Source organism: Qipengyuania sp. (assembly GCF_965277845.1).
Lineage (GTDB): Bacteria > Pseudomonadota > Alphaproteobacteria > Sphingomonadales > Sphingomonadaceae > Qipengyuania.
The window spans coordinates 1,305,760-1,323,669 of sequence record NZ_OZ255844.1 but is presented as its reverse complement, the minus strand read 5'-3'; the positions used below and the strand labels follow the sequence as shown (position 1 = coordinate 1,323,669).

Below are 17,910 nucleotides of genomic sequence, written 5' to 3'. Positions count from 1 at the left end.
ATAGAGAGCCGGCCCGCGCGCGCAACCCCTTTTCGCATCAGATTCGCCTTCGTTCGACGAAAATACGCGGCTGAACGACGAACGGCACCGCCGCGAAGACGGTCTATTCGTCGCGGTCGGCTTCTTCCGATTGGCGTTGCGCGACGATGCGGGCGATATCGGCTTCGCGTGCCGGTCGCGCCGGATAGGCACAGCCGCGCTGGGCACCGATGCCCTTCAGGAAGCCGCGCCGCGCGAGACCCGCACGGATCGCGGTCTCCAATCGCTCCTGCTGCTTGCGCGCGCCCGACACCTCGCGAATCAGGCCGCGAAAGGGAATGAGCGAACTGACCGCCATCTTGCCGACAGCGCCCGCGCCGAGCCCGCCCAGTTCCTCCGCGGGAAGATCGAAATCGTCCCCGAGCATGATGTCGAACCGCTCGACCTCGCCGATCAGCGCGCTGCAGCTCCCTAGCCCCTCGAGATCGTAGGGTCGTTCGACCGCTCGCTCGAGCAGTGGCGGAATTTCGCCCTTCTTGAGGTTGAGATCGGTCAGCGGAGTGGTGACCACGTCTTCGGCATCGGGCCGCTGGTCGGTGACCGGTCGATCCTGCGCCTGCCCCGGCACCGCCAAGCCTAGCGCCAATGTCAATAATCCGAACGAAGCCAGTGCGCGCATAGGTTCCTCCCGCGTCGAACGCGCGCAAGGCTAGAATGGTCCGCGATACTTCGCAAACCATGCGGTGGAAGTTCGACATGGAAGCCGATGCAACGGGAGGGCAATGCAAGCGGCCGCCCCTTTTTCAGGGGTCGCCCGAAATGCCGTATAATGGGTATGGTCAATCTTCCTCTTCATCCCGCGATACACCGCCCCCGGATCGTGAATTGGCCTGGTTCATTATTCCACTCAACCTCGCGTTTACTGTTTTCGTTTTCGAAGAGACGAAACCGAAAACAGAAAAATCATGCGGTGGTAGGTATTGGTGGGGGGAAAATACATTCGATTGAGGTTCTCGTGCCCTTGTGTTACTCAGACCGCGCAATCTTGGGGAAGGGGCATCGATATGCGCATCGCCATTCTTGCAGCGCTCCTGCTGTCCGGCTGCGCGGCGTCGAACCTGCAGCTCGAACGGGCCGGCGCGGCCTCGACGGTCACGAGGTCGACGGTTGCCCTTGCGCGCAATTACACAAACGAGCTGCAGTTGCGGCGGCGCGAAGCGGCCGTCGCGCTCGTCGCGAGCGATCCCCTCTGCATGTGGGGCGGCACCATTACCGTGGATCGGCAATGGGATGGTTCGCGCAGCCTGTGCGATCTTCAAGGCGTGCCCGAAGCCCGTCAGATAGAGGTCTCGCTCGAACCGATTGCGGAAGATCGGCTGGCTACGCTCACGACTATCGTGGCGGGGCTTGCTGCATACCAGGCAGCGCTCGCCGATATTCTGGAGGAAAAGCCCGATGAAGCGCGTCTCACGCTGGCGACCGCGACGAGCACGCTTGCGGTCGCGGCGACCGACATCAATCGCATTGCCGGGGGCGTGGCGATCGATCTGGGCCCGCTCACCGGCGAACGACAGGATGCGGTGCTGACATTGGTGCAGACGCTGAGCGATATGTACGAGACCAAGATGAAGGTTCGCAAGGTGCGCGCACTTGTCGATCGTGCCAACACCGCGATGCTGATCGAGGATCTTGAAACGGCGATTGGCAGGCTCGAGAGCCTTCAGGGAGGCAATGCCGATACCCAGCTGCTGCTTGCGCTTTCGCTTGCCTATGCGAGCGAGGCGCAGCGCGCGCCATTTGCCGAGCGACGTGCGTTGTTACGTGAGATTGCCGCAGCAAACGATCTCGTGAGCGGTGCCAATACCGAGGCAGCCCAGGAGCTGGCCAAGGTGCTGGCCGAGCTCGCCAAGGTCGATCAGGCCATGCGCCGGGCGCTCGCCGGCGATTTCAGCGAGGCCGAGCGCGCGCGGATCGCGCGCGAGAACCGGCGCGCAGTCTTTTCGATCCTGAGTCAGATAGCCGCAATTTTCCCGCCACTGAAATGAGGAGGGCTGCATGAGTTCGGCCACCAAAGTGATCGATGCACTCGAAGCAATGCGCGACAGCCTGAGCAATTTCGCCATGCGGGTTCAGAACCCGCAGAGCCGAAATATTCTCCTGCAGCGCGCTTGGTTAGCGGGCAATCTCGGCGAGCGGATAGAGGACCAGTTCGGCGGTGGCGAAGTGCCCGATGGCGAGCAAGTCGTCGCCCTTGCGCGAGACGCCCGAAGCAAAGCAGAAGCTGCCGATCCTAAGGATGCGAAGGCGATCCAGAGCGTTATCGCAGCGGCGACCAAAGCCAATGCGAGGGCCAGCAAGCTGGTTGGCGCGACGAGCCGCGCCGCGCGCCAGCTCGGCGCTCTGTCGGGTTCGCTTCGGGTTGCTTCGAGCCGCACATCGCGCACGACCCGGCCAGGTATCACCAGCGAGAGAAGCGCAGCGGCGGGGAAAGAATCCAGTGAGGCTCCCGCCTATGTCGCCGATGTGGCGAAGCTGTTTCCGATCGAAGCGGCAACTTTGTTTCCGCTCGGGCTGACGCTCGCAGATGGCAGCGCGTCGATCGTGGCACTGGTGATCGTCATCGTCGCCTGCTTCGTGATCGCCCTGCGCTATTTCGCCACCAAGGAGGATGGCGAACCAGCCTGGAACGAGATCGGCGCCTCGCTCGTGTCATTCCTCCTCTGGGTCGGCGCCACCGGCGGCTTCTGGGTGGAAGAAGGCGGTTTCAGCGCGCCGGTGAACGCCGAAACCGGGGCGGGATTGTTTGGCTTTGTCACCATCATGTGGGTCTCGCTGGCACCCTACCTGATCAAGGAGCAGGCACTGAAGCGCGGCGCAGCCGCCTGAAGACCGCCCGGGCGGTCTGTCCTAACCAGAAGGGAGAAAGGCATGGGCGAGGAAACAGACAAGGAAAAGCCGTCGCCACGGCGCGAAGGCGGCGCGGTCCGCCACCGGCTGCCGAGTCTCGCCTCCTTGCTCGCACGCGCGGTCGCCGGCCAAAGACTCCCCTCAGTCATCTCCGGGCAGGTCGGCCGATTTCCGGAATCAGTTTTGGATGACGCCGCGATAACGCTGACCGAGGCGGACATACTGGGCACAGCGCGCCCGCGCCTCGCGACGCAGGTGTCCAATTCGCGCGCGCTCGGCGCGCGAGCGCTGCGCGAACTCGCAGTGTCGGAGAATGCCGACCTCGATCCGCGCCTGCAGCTCGCCCTCGCCAATCGCCGCTCGGGCATGCGCGGATTTGCGACGGCCTCGACCGAAGCCGATGAAGTGAGCGTGATCGCGCATGTGCGAACGCTCAAAGCCTGGCGCGAACACCCCGATGTCATGGCGGGGGCGCAGCTGGGCAAAGCCAAAGGCCGAGGCTTTCTGGTCACCGGAAGGATTCCTATCGACCGGGTCGAAGCCCTGGCGGCAGAGACTGATATTCTCGATCTTCGCGCGGCGCAGCCGGTCCATCCGACGCTGGGCGCGAGTGTGGAGCAGACAGGTGCGGATCCGGCCTCCTTCCCGGAGGGCTTCGACCCGCAGGGCGGCGACGGGGTCGTCATCGGCGTTGTCGATTACGGCTGCGATTTCGCGCATCGCAATTTCATGCGCGCAGATGGGTCGAGCCGCCTGGAATCGATTTGGGACCAGCTTGGGATCGCGTCGATCGACAGCCCGATGGGCTATGGCAGGCGCTACAGCGCCGCTCAGATCGATGCCGCCTTGTCGGCCAGCGATCCTTACGACGCGCTCGGCTACGGCCCGGAACCCGATTCGCCCTTGCGGACCGGCACGCACGGGACGCATGTGATGGACATTGCCGGTGGAAATGGCACGGGTTCGGGTCAGGCAGGAATTGCGCCGGAAGCGACCCTGATCTTCGTCGATATCGCAGCATCCGACATTTCGCGGATGGGACCGGGTGTCGTGAACCAGCACTTCGGCGATTCGGTGCAGCTTCTGGAAGCGGTGCGCTACATCTTCGATGAAGCGGGGGACAGGCCATGCGTCGTCAATCTCAGCCTGGGGACCAATGGCGGCCCGCATGATGGCTCATCGCTGGTCGAACAGGGTATCGATGCGCTCGTCGAAGGCGATTCCAATCGCGCGATCGTGATCGCAGCAGGCAATTCGCATGGCGACGGGACGCACACAAGCGGCCGGGTGACGGCATCGGGCAGCCTCGATATCGGCTGGGACCATCCAGGGGAATGGGGCGGCGAATTCGAGCTTTGGTATGATGGCGATCGTCGCCTCGAGGTCGAACTCATCGCGCCGGACGGGACACGCTTCGGCCCCGTTCGACCGGGATCCAGCCTCCCGCTGGGCGATCACGAAGTTATCATCTTCATTGCGAGCATTGTCGGCAATCGCACCAATGGCGACAATGCGATCGGCATCTGGGTGGCAGAAAACGTGATGGAAGGCGAGTGGACCGTTCGGCTCACCAACATGACATCGCAGGGCACCGATTTTCATGCCTGGATCGAACGCGACGACTACGCGCAATCCTATTTCACGCAGCCGGTCGAGAGCCATACGCTGGGTTCGATCTCGACGTCGCGCAAGGCGATCGTGGTCGGCGCCTTCGACGGGCACAAAGCGAGCTTACCCGTCTACACCTATTCGAGTACCGGGCCGACGCGCGACGGGCGCGAGAAACCGGAAGTCTCGGCCCCGGGCCAGAATGTGTTTGCGGCGCGTTCGCGCACGACCGGGGGCGTGACGCGCAAATCCGGAACCAGTATGGCGGCACCGGCGGTGAGCGGCCTGATTGCACTGCTTTACGCCGATGCGGCGCGGCGCGGGCAGGACCTGTCGATCGACGAGCTGCGTGACGAATTGATCCGCCGAGCACGGCGCGACCCGCCCAAAGGCGGGAAGAGCACTTGGCATCCGCGACGCGGCTTCGGACGCGCGCACATCTGATACGGTCTTGATGCGACGACACCCTCGCGAATTGAAGACCGGCGTCGCGATTGCTATATTCGATAAAGCTCTGGAGCGCCGTTAATGCCCATAGATTTGTCATCGCTGAAAAAGATCGAGGGGTTTCCCGCCTTGCGCGAAGCCGCCGATCCTGCGCGCCGCGAGCGGTTTCTGGTACTGATCAAGCTCGCCAAGGATGCATCGGTCCCCGATTATACGGCATGCCGTGCACGCTTCGGTAGGCAGATCTATTCCGCCGAGGTCGATCGCTCGGTGCTTGAGCGGCTCGAACACGATCCTGCGGTCGAAGCCGTCTCGATCTCGCGCGACCTGCCCCTGATCGATTGACATCTCACCCGCGGTGCGCGCGCAACGCGCGAACCGGATTTTGCGAACTAGCCCGGCCAATGGTTCGCATGCCGGTGGGACCATCTCGTGCACCGACGGCCCGGCGGCTTCTCGCGCGATTGCCCCGCCCCGGCGGCCAAGCTCGGCGCAAGGATCAGGTCGGTCCCGTCATGCTGATCCTGGTCTCTTCATCGACGATGCGCCTCAATCGTACGAGCAGGGGATGGCGCGAAGTCGCCTCGATGCCGTAACCCAGGTTGAAGGCATAATCGAAACCCGGCGCGTTCTTGCCCGCGACGTGCTGGAGCATGGTCTCGAGCTTATCCAGCCCCTTGGCGAACTGCGCCTCGATCGAACGGCCCTGCGCATAGTCATCGTATAGCTCGAGGAACTCCTCGTGCAGGTCGCGCGGAAGCTCGGAGCACAGCTCCTCGAAACCGTCACGCTCCCGCGCATGCCGTCCATCATCTGCGCCCTGCGCGGGAGCAGGCACGTCGCCGGAAATCGCCTCCCCAAGGTCATGGAGCATGCAGATCTTCAGCAGACGGTGATGGTCGACGCCCGGTAGATCGCGTTCGAGCAGCATCGCCAGAAGGCAGAGCCGCCAGGTGTGTTCGGCAGTGCTTTCCGGTCGGCCCATTGCGGTTCGCCCCGATCGCAAGGTGTCCTTGAGCCGTTCCGCACTCTGAAGGAAGGCGAGGAGGGCATGCATGCGCCCCTTCTCATGGGGCGGAGAACCGGGGGAAACGTGATCGTTGGACATGGGTCAACGCTTACCCGCGCGCCGTGTCCGATCTCAATCGGGCGAATATTTTATTCAGTGCCGACATTGCCGGTTCGAACGAGGCGGGCAAACGTCCCGTTTGCCAGCGGAATCCTGACCCAGTGCACGACGCTCTTTCTTATGGATATAGCGGAGGATTCGAAGGAAGCGGTGACAAATCGTGTCTCGAGCGAGGTGCGCTCGTGCCATCCGATCGCGCCCAGCCCACATTCGGCTTCGACGATGTCAGGCGACGCGTATCGCCACAATGATCGGCCGTTGAGTCGCTCGGGCGCGATGGCCCATTCCGAAGCCCGGGACGGTGAAGCGGCGAGCAAACGATGGGTGAGATCGCAGACGAGGTGGAGCGGCTCGGCCGATTGCCGGACGAGCCGAATGAGCTGCCTGTCGGACGGCGCCGACGGGCTCGCAGAAATGCGCGCCAGCAATTGGTGCAGATCGCGCTCGCCGGGAAGCGCTTGGCCGCTCTCCAGCCGCGAGATCGTCGCCTGAGAGACACCGATATCATGCGCGAGGCTCTCTTGCTTCACGCCGCCTGTGCGCCGCCAATGCCTCAGGCCATGAGAAAGTCGGTCATCGATGCGAAGCAGATCGAATGGCATGAATGCCCTCATAGCCGATCGAGGCGGGTATCGGCCATATCGGCATCGCCGTAGGACACTTCGCTGGGGCCTTATCCCGGTGCTCGGTCTGGACGCCGTTGGGGGAGGTCGCCCGCGCTGCGCGCAGAAAACCGGAAACGGGAGATCGGCAAAGCGCGATCCGCTACGCAGCCTGCTTGTCCAGTCAAGATGCGGGCCGCACCGCGTGATAATAATGGTTCGAGCCCTCATCGCTCGACGTTGCGACCACATCGAGCCCTTCATCGTGCAGGATCGCGCGGTAGCCCGTTTCGCCAAGCGAGCGCGAAGGCCGTCCGGTGAGAGCGTCGTCCCAGGAGACCATCTGCTGCGGGGCGGAAAAGAGCAGGCTCCCCCCGGAATTGAGCGCCCTTGTCATCTTCGCGAGCACTACGCGCTGCCTCGCTTCGGGCAAGAGAAAGACGAGGCCGATCGCCAGCACTCCGTCGAAAGTGCGCGCGAAAAAGGGGCTCGTCTCCGCCGGTTCGCAGGCGATCCGCGCTTCTGGGAAACGCTCGCGGTAGAGTGCGACAAGACGAGGCGACGCATCGATCGCAAAGACATCGAGACCCGCTTCGAGAAGAACGGGCGTCATCGGATCGCCCGATCCGGCGCCGACGTCGAGAACCGCGCCGCCCTCGGGAAGCTGCGCGGCCCAGGTCTCGACCACCTCGCGCCCGATGGAAGAGCGGGCAGCGCAATAGGCGTCGGCGACCGCATCATAGCCAAAGGAGGGATCGGAATTGCCGGGGCGGTGATGGAAACTGGAAGTCATGGGCAATCGATTGACGGATGGTGCGCGATGCGACTGTCTTCGCTCACCTCGATTTTCGCGACATGCTCGCCCCCTTCGACATGAGTTTAAAGATACGACACCGCCGAACCGCTCGCTCGATGCCAGGCGTTGATTCGCCGCCACCGCGAACCGGAGCTACCGAGTATCGATCATCATGAAGCAAAGACGACGAAATATCGAGTAAGCCGTTCGGCTCCAAATCCGTCTAACGGCGAAAATCGGAGAAAATGGTCATGCGACCTTCGGCCTTCTCCTTTGTAAAATCCGAGCTCGTGAGCCGAAACTGGACGATATAGTCGGACATGCATTCCGTGTCGTGAATGTCCCCGGGCAGGTAGACGCTGCATTCTCCGGGATGTTTGGTGCTCTCGCCTCGCGTCACCAGTGACGAATGCCCCTGCCTGTCGGTCACGAGACGATAGGTCCCGATTCGGTTTTCCCCGTGCTGGAGAATATAAAAGACCCAACCGCATCCATGGTCATGCGGGGGGCGATACAGACCCTTGCGCTCGGTATGCGCCAGCAGGACGAAGCCCCATTTCTGATCGCGATAGAGTTCGACCGTTTCGGGTTTCTCTTCATGGATTTTCCGGCACCAGGCTTCGGCCCCGCAATTCGCGACCAAACGTTCCAGAGCCTGCGTAAGCCGGATCACGGTGTCCGAATTGAGGCCGCTCCAGCCATCTTGGGCATCCTTGACGAATTGCTGCAGTGAATCCGACGGCATGGCTATGTTTCCTTCTGACGGTTACTGTGATCTTGGCCGAGCGTTGCGGCCGGATCGGAGTGTGCAAGATCGGATCGCCAGCGTCGCAGGCGCGCGATCAAGGCCAGCACGACGAGGATAACCGCCACGCCGTAGCTGACGTTGAGGCCGCGCGCGTTGAGGTCCGGCGGGATGTGATCGTGAATGGCTGTTCGTGCGGCCCAGGCGAACACCGTGCTCATCAATGTGGCTCCGACGAGCAGGCCGATGTTCCGTGACAGATACAATAGGCCCGCGACCTCGCCGGCCTTCTCGCATCGGGACTTCTGCATCACCCCGCTATTGTTTGCCGATGAGAACGTGGCGTAGCCGAATGTCGTCACCAGAAGGCATGCCAGATAGCCCTGCACCCCCCAGGACAGCGGGAGCATCGCCATGCCGGTGCAACCGGCCGCTTGGATCCCCAGGCCGACGATACCGGTGATCTCGGCGCCCCACAGGGTCACCGCGCGGCTCGCAATTGTCGATGTGATCGCGGCCGCGACCGGGCTTGCCGCCATCACCAATCCCGCCTGGGATAGGGTGAGTTCAAGCCCGCCTGTCAAATAGTACGGCCCGATTACGAGCGAGGCCATGATCACGCATGACACGAGGAAGTTCGCCATCAGATCGACGCGAAAAGGCGAGCGGATCAGATCGGCGATATCGATCACGGGGCGATCGGTGTTTAGGGCCGAGACATAGAAACCCGCCATCGCGATGAGCGAAAGAATGGCGAAAATCACCCGATGTCCATCGCCGCCACCGGCCGGCCTCATCGCCAGGACCAGGGACGAAATCGAAACGACGACCAGAAACGAACCCGCAAAGTCGAACCTGGAGCGGGTCATCGCCTTGCGCCGCGTCGCGGGCAGGGATGTCCACCCGAGGATGAGGGCCGCCAGGCCGATCGGCACATTGGCAAAAAAGATCGCCTGCCACCCCCACGCCTCTGCCAGGGCGCCGCCGCCTACCGGGCCGGATGCCGTCCCGAGCGAGGACATGCTGCCAACCAGTCCGACATTCAGCGGTAGCGAACCGGGGGAGGAAAGTTGCCGGACGATCGCGAGGTTGACCGCGAGAAGAACGCCGGACCCCATTCCCTGTGCAACCCTGAGAAGCGTCAGGACCAGTATGCTATCGGTGTAGGCTGCGAGCGCCGAAGCAAGAGTGAAAAGCGATGCTCCGGCGAGAAACATTTCGCGCTTGCCGAAACTGTCGGACAATCGCCCGGCAATGACCAGGCTCGAAGAAACAGCCAGGAGATACCCGATCACCACCCATTGGCTGGCCGAATAACTGGTGTCCAAATGCCCGGAAAATAGGGGCAGGACCATATTCACGCTGCTTACGGCGAACGCGCTCATGAATGTCGCGAGAAAGACGGCCAGCAAGGCCGCCTGCAACCGCCAGCCTCCGTGGCCCGCGATCGGTTCCGCCGGTCGATCCGGACCTGGGGATGACTGCAGCATGCTGGGGCGACCTCGAAGGGCTTGATCGATGGCCGGTCTTGCCAGTGTGACTCGGTAATCGTCTGGCTGCCGGTGATGTGGTCAAGGTAGACGTGTCCACACATGGCACAACATGCAGCATTGGCATCAATATAGTGCATTGAAGATCATGTATGTGGCCGCTACTTCACGACCATGCACAAGCTCGACCTCAATTTGCTACATGCCTTGTCGGCGCTTTTGCAGGAGGAAAGCGTCGTCGCAGCATCCCGGCGCCTGGGCATCACCCCGTCTGCGACAAGCCGCGCGTTGGCGAGGTTGCGCGACGTTACCGGCGACCCGCTCCTGGTCCGAGCCGGTCGAGGGCTTGTCCTGTCCCCTCGCGCAGCCGAACTCAAACAGCAGTTGCCGCAGGCGATGGATCAGGTTCGGTCGCTGCTTGGCCCAGGCAGTTCTTTCGACCTAACCGCGATGGAACGCGTTTTCGCCATCAGGTGCCGCGAGGGGTTTGCGGAGACATTCGGGCCATTGCTGATCGAGACGATATCGAAGGTAGCGCCGCGAAGCCGCCTGACTTTTCTTCGGAAGACCGACAAGAGCAGTTCGATGTTGCGCGATGGCTCTGTCGATCTGGAAACTGGTGTGTTGTCGGGCCGGATCGGACCGGAAGTCCGCAGCCGCCGTCTGTTCGAGGATCGCTATGTCGCTGTCACCTCGTGCGGCCATCCGACCGCTTCGCAACAAATCGATGCAGAAGCATTATGCAGGTTTGGATACGTCGGGCTTTATCGAGAAGAAGCGGAAGAGCACTTCGTCGAGAATGCCATGCGGCGCGCAGGGGTCGAGCGAACTCCGTCCGCCATCGTCGCCAGTTATGGAGCCGCGATTGCCTTGGCCCGACAATCCGAACTGATCGCCTTGGTGCCCAGGATTCACACGCAGGGGCTTCAAACGGGGGTAGCTCTGACGGAACTGCCGTTCGAGGCCTCGCCATTCTCGATTTCTCTGCTGTGGCACCCTCGGCTCGAGGCCGACCCCGCGCATCGCTGGTTGCGCTCCGTCGTTGTTGAAACCGTCACGGTAAGGGCGCGACAACTCCAGCCCTTAGAGCGTCATCAGGAGAATGAAAAATCAAGCCGATAGGGGTCCTGACAGACCGCAAGGGCAACGGCTCTCGCGAGAACCAAGATTTGCCGCGCTGGCGATACGCTCTCCCCAAGCCAAGAATGCAGCTTGTAAGCGCATCATCTGCAGGACAGCCGTGCTCTGATCCCTGAAAGTCGCGAAGAAACTGGAGCGGGCGAGGCGATTCGAACGCCCGACCCCAACCTTGGCAAGGTTGTGCTCTACCCCTGAGCTACGCCCGCTCACTGGCGCTACCGGAAGCCGTACGGCCTCCGGTGGGGAGGCGGCCAACTAGCAGCGGCTTGCGAGACTCGCAAGCCGAATTTGCAGATTTTTTGCCACCCTTGCGGCAGTCCCCACGCTCCTTCACATTCGCGCGACAATGCCCACATGGGGCGGGCAAGATTTTTCGAACGAAAGGTGGATCTACGTGGCGAGCATGGGCCTGAACATGGATGAACAGAAAGCGGTCGAACGCTTCAAGACCGAAGTTGTCGAACCGTCGATGACCAAGCTCGTCATCCTCGATTTCCATGCCGAGTGGTGCGGGCCGTGCAAGGCGATCGCCCCCATGCTGGAAAAGGTCGCCGCCGAATATGCCGACAAGGGCGTAGTGCTCAAGAAGATCGACGTCGACGAGGAAAAGTTCATCGCTGCGCAGTTCCAGGTCCAGTCGATACCGACGATCTATGCGCTGTTCCAGGGTCAGCCGGTCGCCGACCTGACAAATGCGCGCAGCGAATCGCAGATGAAACAGACGCTCGACCAGATTCTCGCGCAATTGCCGATCCAGCCCGGTGCGGGCGACGAATCGCAAAGTGGCCAGCCGCAGCAGGACGTCTCGCAATTCGTAACGATGGCCGAGCAAGTGCTTGCCGAAGGCGATGCGGAACGCGCCGCGGGCGTCTTCGGGCAGGTCGTGCAGATGGCACCCGACAACGCCGCTGCGCATGCGGGCCTTATCCGCGCGCTGGTCCAGGCTGGCCATATCGAGCAGGCGCAGGCCGCGCTTTCGGCTGCCGAAACCAATCCCGCCCTGGCCACCGACCCGCAGATCGAACAGGCCAAGAGCGCGCTCGATCTGGCGGGCAACAAAGTAGACGACGGCGAATTGGCCGCGCTGAAAGAAAAGGCCGGCAGCGGGGACATGCAGGCGCGCTACGATTATGCCGAGGCTGCCTTTGCCGCAGGCGAGCGCGATATCGCGGCGGACGAATTGCTGTCCATGTTCGAAGCCGATCGCGAATGGAGTGAGGGTGCGGCCAAGGCCAAGCTGCTGCAGATCTTCGAAGCGGTAGGGCTGGAAGACCCCTGGGTCGTCGCGACCCGCCGGCGCCTGTCGAAGATCCTGTTCGGATAGGGGGCCACTTGAGTACTCGCCTGCCCATCTTTCCCCTGCCCGGCGCAATCCTGTTTCCCGGTCTGCAACTGCCGCTGCATATTTTCGAGCGGCGTTACCGCGACCTCGTCGGCAATGCGCTGGCAAAGGACCGGCTGATCGGCATGATCCAGCCGCAAAAGTCGAAGGAGGGGGCGCCGTTATACGAGATCGGCTGCGTCGGGCGGATCGGCGATGTCGAGGCGCTGGAGGACGGGCGCTATAACATCGTGCTCGATGGCGAGGCGCGCTTCCGCTTGCTGCGCGAACTCGACGTGACCACCAGCTTCCGCCAGATCGAAGCAGAGCTGATCGAGGACCCGCAGGACGAAACACTGTCGAGCGTCGAGCGCGCCGGCTTCGAATTCGAAGCCCGGCGTTTCGCCGACATGCAGGGCTATTCGGTCGATTGGGAGTCGGTCGCCAAGCTCGACGACGAGACGCTTATCAACGGCGTTGCCCAGATCATCCCCTTCGACGCCGCTTCGAAACAGGCGCTGCTGGAAGCACCCGATCTGCGTCAGCGCTGCGAGCTGATGATTCAGCTGATGCAGTTCTTCGCCTTGCGCGACGACGGCGACGAGATCGTTACGCTGCAGTAGCGGTGACGAGGCCGAAGCTTCCGCGCAATCCGTCGATCACATATTGAGCTGCCAGCGCTGCGAGCAGCACTCCGAGCACCCGGGTAATCGCAGCTTCGACCTTGTCGCCGAACAGACGCATCAGCGGTCCTGCCGCCATCAGGGCGAGCATGGTGATAAGCAGGACGCCGACCAGCGCGCCTAGGACGATGAAGGTTTCTTCCGCCCCCTGCGCCTCGTTCATCAGCAGCATGATCGCCGCGATCGCGCCGGGACCGGCGAGCATCGGGATCGCCATGGGAAAGACCGAGACATCCTCGACCTCGGGGGTGGCGGCCACCTTCTCGGCACGTTCCTCGCGGCGCTGAGTGCGCTTTTCGAAGACCATTTCGAAAGCGATCCAGAACAGCATCAGACCGCCAGCAATGCGGAAGCTGTCCAGTTCGATATGGAGCGCAGCGAGCAGATCTTCTCCGAACAGCGCGAAGACCAGCAGGATGACGAGCGCAATAGCGCAGGCACGGATCGCCATCATACGTCGCTGGGCGGAGGTCGCGCCTTTCGTCAGCCCGGCATAGATCGGCGCGCAGCCAGGCGGGTCGATGACCACGAACAGCGTGATGAAGGCGGAGAGAAACAGCGCGGTCATGTCAATCGCCCGTCGGCGCGTTCACGCTACCGGCCATGGCATCGACCATCTGCCCGTCGCGGTGCAGCATCAGCTTCCAGTGGCGCGACAAATCGGGCGAGACCACGAATGTCAGGAACAGGCTGCTGTCGGCACTCACCTGGTCGAAATAGGTCCCACCGGTCACCGGCCGGGACCGTTCGGCCTGCGCGCGCAGATCGGCAGCGAGGCCGCGCTGCGGGCAGTCGGCGACATCGGTTCGCACGAATTCGGGTGCTTCGAGCGGGGTTTCGAGCACATCGCCCTGGTCGAGCGTCCAGCGATACTCGCCATCGCGCTGGCGCTGCCAGACCGTGGTGAAATAGCCGGTGGAACCATCGGGCCGCTGCCATGCGCCACGCGTGACTGCCAGCGAGCCATCGCAGCTCGACCAGACCTGGTGCGGCTGCCATTGCACCGCCTGTGGTGGGTTGGCCCGGCCCGCCAGCCACTGGCGCGCGTCGACTGGCTCGGGGACGAACATCACCCCCTCATCGGCCGCGAAGTCGCGAAAAGCGGTCCACTGCCCATCTTCCTGCGCCGCGCGGGCGAAGGCGAGCTCTGCAGCGACGACTTTCGATGGATTGGCCGTCGGGGTGAGCATGCTCGCATAGCGATCACGCGGGCCCTGATTGGCTGAGCAGGCGGCGAGGCCCAGCGCGAGCAGGGCAACAGCAAGTCTCACAGTGCGCCCTCGGGCAGGTCGAGCCCTTCGTTACGATAGGCGGCGACCAGCGTGTTGCGCAACAGCACGGCGATCGTCATCGGTCCGACGCCGCCCGGCACCGGCGTGATCGCCGCAGCGACATCCTGCGCGCCGGCGTAATCGACATCGCCGACCAGCCGGCCCTTCTCCGCGCCAGGTTCGGGGGGCAAGCGGTTGATGCCGACATCGATCACCGTGGCACCCTCCTTGACCCAGTCGGCCTTGACCATTTCGGCGCGGCCCACGGCGGCAACCACGATATCAGCGCGCCTGACCACCGCGGGCAGATCCTTCGTCCGACTGTGAGCGATGGTAACGGTGGCGTTGGCATCGAGCAGCAACTGCGCCATCGGCTTGCCGACGATGTTGGAGCGGCCGATCACCACCGCCTCTAGCCCCGAGAGATCGCCCAGTCGATCGCTCAGCAGCATCATGCACCCGAGCGGTGTGCAGGGTACGAAACCGCTCTGCCCCACCGCGAGCCGACCGGCGTTGGTGACGTGGAAACCGTCGACGTCCTTGTCCGGGCTGATCGCGGCGATGACCGCCTGTTCGTCGAGGTGGTCCGGGAGCGGAAGCTGCACGAGAATGCCGTCGACTGCCGGATCGGCGTTGAGCTTTTCGACCAGCGCCAGCAGGTCCGCCTCCGACGCGTCGCCGGGCAGGCGATGTTCGAAGCTTTCCATGTTCGCGGCCACGGTCGCCTTGTGCTTGCTGCGCACGTAGACTTGGCTCGCCGGATCCTCTCCCACCAGCACCACCGCGAGGCCCGCCTTGCGTCCCGCTTCTCTTTCGAATTCGGCCGCCTGCTTGCCGACGCGCTCGCGCAGCTTCGCGGCGAAAGCCTTCCCGTCGATAACCTGCGCCGTCATCAACCGTAAATCACATTGCCGAGAACGATCAGGACAACGTTGAGCAGTATGATCAGCACCAGCGGCGAGAAATCGATCGCGCCCGTATTGGGCATGATGTTGCGGATCGGACGCAGCACCGGATCGAGGAAGCGGTTGATCGCCATATAGAAGCTGGCGAGGAAATCGTTCGACCGGTTCACCACGTTGAAAGCGAACAACAGGCCGATAATGAACTGGATGATGATCAGCATCACCAGCACGTTGGTGAGCATCGCGATGATCTGGTAGACTGTGCTGAGCGCCTGCATGTGACCGAGCGTTCCCTTGCGTTTTGGCTATGGGGCGCGTCTTACAAGCGCAATACGCCGCGCGCCACCCCTCTCCTACGGGTTACGCCCCGCGGCTGACGAGCGTTCCCGCGCCGCGCGCAGTGAAGAATTCGAGCAGCATGGCATGCGGCACACGCCCATCGAGCACGACCGCGGCTTCGCAGCCCGATTCGACAGCCCGGACGCAAGTCTCGAGCTTGGGGATCATCCCACCCGAAATCGTTCCGTCGTCGCGCAGCCGGTGGACGTCGGCCGGGCTCAAATCGGTAAGCAGCTTGCCCTGCTTGTCGAGGACGCCCGAGACGTCGGTTAGCAGAAGCAGGCGGGCCGCCCCCAACGCAGCGGCCAGCGCTCCGGCCATGGTGTCGGCATTGATATTGTAGGTATGCCCGTCTTCGCCAACGCCGATCGGTGCGACCACGGGGATCATGCCAGCCCCGGTGGCGGTCTCGATGATGGTCGTGTCGACCCTGGCCGGCTCGCCGACGAAGCCGAGATCGAGCGCCTTTTCGATATTGCTATCGGGGTCCTTTTGCGTGCGCCGCAGCTTGGTCGCGGTGACGAGGCCGCCATCCTTGCCAGAAATGCCGATCGCCTTGCCGCCCGCGCGCGCGATCGAGCCCACGATCGCCTTGTTGATCGCGCCAGAAAGGACCATCTCTGCGACATCGGCGGTCTGCTTGTCGGTGACGCGCAGCCCGTCGACGAAGGTCGTCTCGACGCCCAGCTTTTCGAGCATTGCGCCGATCTGCGGGCCGCCGCCGTGGACCACCACGGGATTGATGCCGACCGCCTTCAGCAGCACGACATCCTCGGCGAATTCGCGCGCGGCACGATCGTCGCCCATGGCATTGCCGCCGTATTTCACCACGAAGCTGCGGCCGGCATAGCGCTGGAAATAGGGCAGCGCCTCGATCAGCGTTTCGGCCTTGGCGTGAATGTCGCGTGTCTCGGTCATGGCGTGCCGGACTAGCGGGGGCGAGCGTGCTAGGCAAAGGTTTCCGCGCGGCGGTGGATCGGTCGCGATCACCGGTCGCCGGACGTTGGAACATCGCCAAAGCATTGCGTCGTTCGCGCCGGGTTTCGGCGTCCTGGGCGCGATGACCGACCACCGCCACCAATCGAACCGAGGTTACCGACCCGAAGCGGCGCGGAGCAGCCCGGGGTTTTCGCTTGCCCCTATTCGCCCGCGCCCGACCGGGGCGGATAAGGCATGGCCGGACCGTGATCGATGCTCAGACTTTCCAGCAGGCGGAAGCGGCCCTCTTGCGGCATCCATTGCCACGAATGAATATAACGCCCGCCACCGGTCAGCACCCAGCCGCCCTGCCCGCCATTGGCATGGGCGCGCCATTCGTGGAAGGTGTGAAGCCCTTCCTCCAGCGCGCCCCAGTCGCCCAGTTTCTGGATTCGGCGCGAGCCGGGCACCAGCAGGCGGCGGTTCCTGTAACCCTCATTCGCCCCACCGGGCCTGCGATTGGCGCAATTCTCGCGCGCCTGCTCGATCATCTGCGCCCCGCTCGACGTGGCCATTCCGACGAGATCGTGCAGCATCCGGAAATCGGGGTGGACCAGTTCGGCCACGGCATCGGGATTGCAACCCTCGAAGAAGCCCCAGAAAAGGCGCGCATCGTTGGCCGCGACCTCCTGCTCGAGCGCATCCCCGGTGGGCATGGGCTGCGACGCGGTGGTGGACGCCTGCGTGAAGAGCAACGCGGCGGCAAGGGTGGTGAACATGAGGAACCTCTCGAATAGTGTGCGTGTGTTGCCCGAGCAATACACCATGGCTCGCATGCTGCAACCGCTTCCCTTTGGCGGCCAGCGGGCTAGGGTCGCGCGATGACTTGCAAGCCCCTGCTGCCCGCGCTGTGCGCGCCACTCGCGCTAGCAGCCTGCGCCACCGGACCGGAAACCGTCGGGGGCAGCAGCCTCGCTGCGCAGGAGGCCTTCTGGGACGCGCTTTCGAGCCATTGCGGCGGGGACCGACCCGGCATGGCCTATGCCGGCGGGCTCGTCAGCGACGACGCGCGCGATGCCGATTGGGCGGGCAAGCGCATGGTCGCGCATTGGGCCGAATGCAGCGCGGACCGCGTCGCCATCGCTTTCCATGTCGAGGACGCCGAGGCGCCGGGGGGCTGGAATCGCAGCCGCACCTGGATCGTAACGCGGAGCGGCGCGGGGCCGGACATGCGGCTCACGCTCAAGCACGATCACCGCCATGCCGATGGCAAGGCCGATGCAATGACCTTCTATGGCGGCACCACCGCCGATGCTGGCGCCGCACGCGGGCAGGATTTCCCCGTCGATGCCGAGAGCATTGCGCTGTTCACGCGCGAGGGGCTCGACGCCTCGCTGACCAATGTCTGGCGGGTCGAGGTCGACTCGGCAGATACGCCCGACGGCCTGTTCGCCTACCAGCTGACCCGCCGCAACGACCCCGCGCGGCTGTTCCGCGTGGAGATGAGGCTGAGCGATCCTGTCGCCCCGCCGCCGCCCGCCTGGGGCTGGTAAGGCGTAAAGGGCTGGCGTTGGAACGTCATGCGGCCACCACCGCTGGATCGGCCACGGTTCTTCAAAGAACCAGCCCG

At 63.5% G+C, this 17,910-nt stretch carries 20 protein-coding genes and 1 tRNA gene; 8 read left to right on the top strand and 13 right to left on the bottom strand.

Going from position 1 to position 17,910, the window contains the following annotated elements; all coding sequences use genetic code 11:
• Positions 1–103 precede the first annotated feature (103 nt).
• Positions 104–607 carry a hypothetical protein gene (locus tag ACQY4G_RS06545; protein WP_421993586.1) on the bottom strand — a complete coding sequence of 168 codons (504 nt, stop codon included), beginning with the start codon at positions 605–607 and terminating at the stop codon, positions 104–106.
• A 436-nt stretch (positions 608–1,043) separates the two neighbouring features.
• On the opposite strand from ACQY4G_RS06545, the gene ACQY4G_RS06540 reads away from it, so the two are divergent.
• The 4 genes from ACQY4G_RS06540 (at position 1,044) to ACQY4G_RS06525 (ending at position 5,286) form a co-directional block, all read left to right on the top strand.
• Entirely contained in the window at positions 1,044–2,024 is a 981-nt protein-coding gene (locus tag ACQY4G_RS06540; protein WP_421989616.1) for a hypothetical protein, read from the top strand.
• A gap of 10 nt (positions 2,025–2,034) precedes the next feature.
• The gene (locus ACQY4G_RS06535) at positions 2,035–2,865 is read left to right on the top strand and encodes a hypothetical protein (RefSeq protein WP_421989614.1); all 831 of its coding nucleotides are present in this window, start codon (positions 2,035–2,037) and stop codon (positions 2,863–2,865) included.
• A gap of 42 nt (positions 2,866–2,907) precedes the next feature.
• A complete protein-coding gene (locus ACQY4G_RS06530) occupies positions 2,908–4,938 on the top strand; it encodes a S8 family peptidase (protein ID WP_421989612.1) in 2,031 nt (676 codons plus the stop codon).
• 96 nt (positions 4,939–5,034) lie between these two features.
• Complete coding sequence (locus tag ACQY4G_RS06525; RefSeq protein ID WP_421989611.1) at positions 5,035–5,286, top strand: hypothetical protein; 252 nt, start codon at positions 5,035–5,037, stop codon at positions 5,284–5,286.
• Between the two features lie 154 nt (positions 5,287–5,440).
• Here ACQY4G_RS06525 and ACQY4G_RS06520 read toward each other — a convergent pair whose 3' ends face one another.
• The 5 genes from ACQY4G_RS06520 to ACQY4G_RS06500 all read right to left on the bottom strand — a co-directional run bounded on the left by ACQY4G_RS06520 (position 5,441) and on the right by ACQY4G_RS06500 (position 9,598).
• Complete coding sequence (locus ACQY4G_RS06520) at positions 5,441–6,049, bottom strand: HD domain-containing protein (protein ID WP_421989609.1); 609 nt, start codon at positions 6,047–6,049, stop codon at positions 5,441–5,443.
• A gap of 50 nt (positions 6,050–6,099) precedes the next feature.
• Positions 6,100–6,672, bottom strand: coding sequence for a helix-turn-helix domain-containing protein (locus ACQY4G_RS06515; protein WP_421989607.1), 573 nt, complete (start codon positions 6,670–6,672; stop codon positions 6,100–6,102).
• A 184-nt stretch (positions 6,673–6,856) separates the two neighbouring features.
• Positions 6,857–7,465, bottom strand: coding sequence for a class I SAM-dependent methyltransferase (locus tag ACQY4G_RS06510; RefSeq protein ID WP_421989605.1), 609 nt, complete (start codon positions 7,463–7,465; stop codon positions 6,857–6,859).
• A 226-nt stretch (positions 7,466–7,691) separates the two neighbouring features.
• Positions 7,692–8,213, bottom strand: a complete 522-nt coding sequence (locus ACQY4G_RS06505; RefSeq protein WP_421989603.1) for a hypothetical protein — start codon at positions 8,211–8,213, stop codon at positions 7,692–7,694.
• A gap of 2 nt (positions 8,214–8,215) precedes the next feature.
• The gene (locus ACQY4G_RS06500; protein WP_421989601.1) at positions 8,216–9,598 is read right to left on the bottom strand and encodes an MFS transporter; all 1,383 of its coding nucleotides are present in this window, start codon (positions 9,596–9,598) and stop codon (positions 8,216–8,218) included.
• Positions 9,599–9,877: 279 nt separating this feature from the next.
• Between ACQY4G_RS06500 and ACQY4G_RS06495 the strand changes: the two genes are divergently transcribed.
• A complete protein-coding gene (locus ACQY4G_RS06495) occupies positions 9,878–10,825 on the top strand; it encodes a LysR family transcriptional regulator (RefSeq protein WP_421989599.1) in 948 nt (315 codons plus the stop codon).
• A 149-nt stretch (positions 10,826–10,974) separates the two neighbouring features.
• Here ACQY4G_RS06495 and ACQY4G_RS06490 read toward each other — a convergent pair.
• Positions 10,975–11,049: transfer RNA gene (locus tag ACQY4G_RS06490), tRNA-Gly, on the bottom strand.
• Between the two features lie 197 nt (positions 11,050–11,246).
• On the opposite strand from ACQY4G_RS06490, the gene ACQY4G_RS06485 reads away from it, so the two are divergent.
• Entirely contained in the window at positions 11,247–12,167 is a 921-nt protein-coding gene (locus tag ACQY4G_RS06485) for a tetratricopeptide repeat protein (RefSeq protein ID WP_421993584.1), read from the top strand.
• 8 nt (positions 12,168–12,175) lie between these two features.
• Positions 12,176–12,787 (top strand): LON peptidase substrate-binding domain-containing protein, encoded by a 612-nt coding sequence (locus ACQY4G_RS06480; RefSeq protein ID WP_067692797.1) that lies wholly within the window; start codon positions 12,176–12,178, stop codon positions 12,785–12,787.
• On the opposite strand, the gene ACQY4G_RS06475 is transcribed toward ACQY4G_RS06480, so the two are convergent.
• From ACQY4G_RS06475 to ACQY4G_RS06450, 6 genes are all read right to left on the bottom strand, one after another.
• Entirely contained in the window at positions 12,774–13,415 is a 642-nt protein-coding gene (locus ACQY4G_RS06475) for a MarC family protein (protein WP_067692795.1), read from the bottom strand. The genes ACQY4G_RS06480 and ACQY4G_RS06475 overlap by 14 nt on opposite strands.
• Before the next feature lies 1 nt (position 13,416).
• Positions 13,417–14,118 (bottom strand): hypothetical protein, encoded by a 702-nt coding sequence (locus tag ACQY4G_RS06470; protein ID WP_421989597.1) that lies wholly within the window; start codon positions 14,116–14,118, stop codon positions 13,417–13,419.
• Positions 14,115–15,011, bottom strand: a complete 897-nt coding sequence (gene folD / locus ACQY4G_RS06465; RefSeq protein ID WP_421989595.1) for a bifunctional methylenetetrahydrofolate dehydrogenase/methenyltetrahydrofolate cyclohydrolase FolD — start codon at positions 15,009–15,011, stop codon at positions 14,115–14,117. The genes ACQY4G_RS06470 and folD overlap by 4 nt, the downstream gene beginning before the upstream one ends.
• Positions 15,011–15,301, bottom strand: a complete 291-nt coding sequence (locus tag ACQY4G_RS06460) for a YggT family protein (protein WP_291171375.1) — start codon at positions 15,299–15,301, stop codon at positions 15,011–15,013. Before ACQY4G_RS06460 ends, folD begins: the two co-directional genes overlap by 1 nt.
• An 82-nt stretch (positions 15,302–15,383) precedes the next feature.
• Positions 15,384–16,280 carry an acetylglutamate kinase gene (gene argB, locus ACQY4G_RS06455; protein ID WP_421989593.1) on the bottom strand — a complete coding sequence of 299 codons (897 nt, stop codon included), beginning with the start codon at positions 16,278–16,280 and terminating at the stop codon, positions 15,384–15,386.
• 221 nt (positions 16,281–16,501) lie between these two features.
• Entirely contained in the window at positions 16,502–17,116 is a 615-nt protein-coding gene (locus ACQY4G_RS06450) for a DUF4440 domain-containing protein (protein ID WP_428483108.1), read from the bottom strand.
• 45 nt (positions 17,117–17,161) lie between these two features.
• Here ACQY4G_RS06450 and ACQY4G_RS06445 point away from each other — a divergent pair, with 45 nt between their 5' ends.
• Positions 17,162–17,833: a hypothetical protein gene (locus tag ACQY4G_RS06445; protein ID WP_421989590.1), complete on the top strand. Its 672-nt coding sequence runs from the start codon at positions 17,162–17,164 to the stop codon at positions 17,831–17,833.
• Positions 17,834–17,910: the final 77 nt, after the last annotated feature.

What these genes read in the sequence shown, in the direction of transcription:
- ACQY4G_RS06540 (WP_421989616.1), top strand. Translation starts at nt 1,044, where the DNA reads ATGCGCATCGCCATTCTTGCAGCGCTCCTGCTGTCCGGCTGCGCGGCG.
- ACQY4G_RS06535 (WP_421989614.1), top strand. Translation starts at nt 2,035, where the DNA reads ATGAGTTCGGCCACCAAAGTGATCGATGCACTCGAAGCAATGCGCGAC.
- ACQY4G_RS06530 (WP_421989612.1), top strand. Translation starts at nt 2,908, where the DNA reads ATGGGCGAGGAAACAGACAAGGAAAAGCCGTCGCCACGGCGCGAAGGC.
- ACQY4G_RS06520 (WP_421989609.1), bottom strand. Translation starts at nt 6,049, where the DNA reads ATGTCCAACGATCACGTTTCCCCCGGTTCTCCGCCCCATGAGAAGGGG.
- ACQY4G_RS06515 (WP_421989607.1), bottom strand. Translation starts at nt 6,672, where the DNA reads ATGCCATTCGATCTGCTTCGCATCGATGACCGACTTTCTCATGGCCTG.
- ACQY4G_RS06510 (WP_421989605.1), bottom strand. Translation starts at nt 7,465, where the DNA reads ATGACTTCCAGTTTCCATCACCGCCCCGGCAATTCCGATCCCTCCTTT.
- ACQY4G_RS06505 (WP_421989603.1), bottom strand. Translation starts at nt 8,213, where the DNA reads ATGCCGTCGGATTCACTGCAGCAATTCGTCAAGGATGCCCAAGATGGC.
- ACQY4G_RS06500 (WP_421989601.1), bottom strand. Translation starts at nt 9,598, where the DNA reads ATGAGCGCGTTCGCCGTAAGCAGCGTGAATATGGTCCTGCCCCTATTT.
- ACQY4G_RS06495 (WP_421989599.1), top strand. Translation starts at nt 9,878, where the DNA reads ATGCACAAGCTCGACCTCAATTTGCTACATGCCTTGTCGGCGCTTTTG.
- ACQY4G_RS06485 (WP_421993584.1), top strand. Translation starts at nt 11,247, where the DNA reads ATGGGCCTGAACATGGATGAACAGAAAGCGGTCGAACGCTTCAAGACC.
- ACQY4G_RS06475 (WP_067692795.1), bottom strand. Translation starts at nt 13,415, where the DNA reads ATGACCGCGCTGTTTCTCTCCGCCTTCATCACGCTGTTCGTGGTCATC.
- folD (WP_421989595.1), bottom strand. Translation starts at nt 15,011, where the DNA reads ATGACGGCGCAGGTTATCGACGGGAAGGCTTTCGCCGCGAAGCTGCGC.
- ACQY4G_RS06460 (WP_291171375.1), bottom strand. Translation starts at nt 15,301, where the DNA reads ATGCAGGCGCTCAGCACAGTCTACCAGATCATCGCGATGCTCACCAAC.
- argB (WP_421989593.1), bottom strand. Translation starts at nt 16,280, where the DNA reads ATGACCGAGACACGCGACATTCACGCCAAGGCCGAAACGCTGATCGAG.
- ACQY4G_RS06450 (WP_428483108.1), bottom strand. Translation starts at nt 17,116, where the DNA reads ATGCGAGCCATGGTGTATTGCTCGGGCAACACACGCACACTATTCGAG.
- ACQY4G_RS06445 (WP_421989590.1), top strand. Translation starts at nt 17,162, where the DNA reads ATGACTTGCAAGCCCCTGCTGCCCGCGCTGTGCGCGCCACTCGCGCTA.